Origin of the sequence: Streptomyces botrytidirepellens (assembly GCF_003721215.1) — a bacterium.
In the GTDB taxonomy this organism is placed as follows: Bacteria; Actinomycetota; Actinomycetes; order Streptomycetales; family Streptomycetaceae; genus Streptomyces; species Streptomyces himastatinicus.
Map to the genome: position 1 here is coordinate 1 of NZ_RIBZ01000106.1, position 2351 is coordinate 2351.

The 2351-nt window shown below is 70.3% G+C and carries 1 protein-coding gene; it reads right to left on the bottom strand.

The genetic code is table 11. The features are described 5' to 3' along the window. Positions 1–841: 841 nt before the first annotated feature. Entirely contained in the window at positions 842–2113 is a 1272-nt protein-coding gene (locus tag EEJ42_RS08235) for a hypothetical protein (RefSeq protein ID WP_148081888.1), read from the bottom strand. Between the last annotated feature and the right edge of the window lie 238 nt (positions 2114–2351).

A 2351-nucleotide genomic window follows, 5' to 3' on the forward strand; every position in this document is an offset into this window, starting at 1 on the left:
AGTCGGGGCCGCGGGGCGTTTCGCGGGTGTGGTCGTGCCCGGCCCGATGCCGGTTACCGGACGCGCGCCGGGGGCTTCGGCGCGGGGGCCGGGGCCTTCGGCGGAGCCTTGGGGGCCTCAGGCTTCTTCGCACCGGGCTGCTTGCGGGAGGTGTCCGGCTTCTTGACGCCGGGCTGCTTGCGGGAGCTGTCCGGCTCCTTGGCGCCGGGGACGCGGAAGCTGTCCGGGGTTCGGGTGTCGTCGCTGGGACGGGCGGTGCGGGTCGCCGTGGTGCCGTACAGGATGCAGGGGCGGTGACCGTCCGGGACGACGTCGACCGACCCATTGTGGGAGACCGGGTGACAACGCGGTGGGGTGTCCGCCTTCCGGTCATCGGAGCAGCCGGTCAGCATCAACCCGGCCAGCACAGTGGCAGNACAACGCGGTGGGGTGTCCGCCTTCCGGTCATCGGAGCAGCCGGTCAGCATCAACCCGGCCAGCACAGTGGCAGTCAGTGTTGCGGCGAGCGGGCCACGACGGGGCAGCGGGGAACGAGTCGAGGTGGGCATGGGTGTGTCCTGTCATTTCAGTCGAAGGGAAGCGGTACGCCCCCAGCTGGGGGCGGCCGGTAGCGGCCGGGGTGCAGGAACGTTCCGCGAGGCGGCTGCCAGTTGGCCGGACCAGTAACCCTGGAAGGGTGTGGGGAACGGGGCCCGTTGTCCCGGGGCCCGGCACGGGAAACACTGGCTGGCCCAGGGGTTAGCCACGCAAGGAGCGGCCGGGAAGCGTGACGCACGCATGGGTCGGCCCCGCAACCGTCGGCGGTGTGCGCGGGTGCGGGGCCGGGGCCGGGTTGTTGGGGTCAGGCTTCGTTGACCGGCAGGTAGCGGGAGTACGGTGCTTCGCCTTCGCCCGGGGTGGTGCGGGTGAAGTAGATGACGCCCGCTTCGGACTCGGCGCTCCCCTCGGCCCGGCGTAGCCCGTGCTCGACTATCCGCAGCATGTGGGCCTGGGGCACGGTGCCCTGGGTCTGCCATGGCTCGTCGGGCGATTCTCGGATCTGGAACTGGTAGGTGTCGGCGAGTTCCGGGAGCCACTGGAACCCGGACTCCTCGGCCAGCACGATGCGTGCCCGGGTGCTGCGCTCCGGGCGGTTCACCCACAGGTCCGTGTGGTCTTCGGCGTCGGCGAATGTCATGCCGTCGGCGCTCAGGAGCTGCCGGTACACGGTGAGCATCGCGCGGACCTTCGCACGCTCCTCCAGCATGTAGGGGGCGGACACCGGGGCGGGCCGCCGGTGGCTGTAGACGACCCTCACGTGGCCGGAGGCCAGGGTCGGCGCGCTCACCTGGAATCCCCATGCCGGGCCCGCAAGCCCGTGGAAGGCCGCCAGCGGCATGTAGCCGCCCTCCCGCAGGACGCGTGCGACCCGCTGCACGAAGTCGTCCGCCTCCGGGTCACACCCCAGGACCGGCATCGGCCGTACTGGCACGGCCGTTTGGTCGGGCACGCGGAACTGGGCGCAGTCGTGGATCACGCCGGAGGTGTGCGCCCACCCGGCCAACGCCATCGCGTCGAGTACCTGATGCATCAGCGCGACCCACGCCTCAGCGCTCTCCCGGGGGTGGCTGTCGGGGTAGGGCTTGTGCTTAAGGCCCATGGTCCACGCGACGATGCGGACCTGCTGCTGGTCACCGTCCACGGGATGCACGAACACGCCTGCACCACTGTGGGCGTCTTTGGCCAGCAGTGGGATCCCGGCGGCCGACAGGACCGCGCGCGCCATCCTGACGGCGGGAGTGTGAGCGATGAACTCCACACCGGTGAGGTTCTGGCCGCATGCTTCCCATCCGGCGGCGGTCAGCGCGTGGGAGGCGGCTTTCCTGATCCGGATGTTCTCGTCGTGACGCTCGTCATGCGAGACCGGGTGCTCTTCAAGACGGCCCACGAAGGGGACGACGAACAACCGGTCCGCGAAACAGGCGACCTGACGGAGGCGAACCCCGGAACCGGCATTGGGAGCACCGGGGCCGGTGTCGGGGTCCAGGACGGTGAGACCGGCGGCAGCGAGCACGGCAGCAGCGTCACCGATATGGAAACCAGCCGGAGTCGTCGGGGTGGTGGGAACGGACATACGAATCTCTTTCTCAAAATGAGTGGATGAAGGAGTGACACCGAGGAGGTTGCGGGAACAGCGGGCTAGGCGAGCAAGAGCAGGTCCAGGGCCGAGAGGCCCCGATCCCGGCGCGTGTGCCGTGCGTCGGGGTTCGAGAGACGCGGAACCGGGCTGGGGTTGAGAGGCGCGACGGGGGCCGTAGGCGACCCGGGCAGGAACCAGACGGGGCGACCAGAAAGGGGTGGTGGGGTCGGCG

Bases quoted from the DNA above. Each gene is read 5' to 3' on its own strand.
- EEJ42_RS08235 (WP_148081888.1), bottom strand. From the start codon at position 2,113: ATGTCCGTTCCCACCACCCCGACGACTCCGGCTGGTTTCCATATCGGT.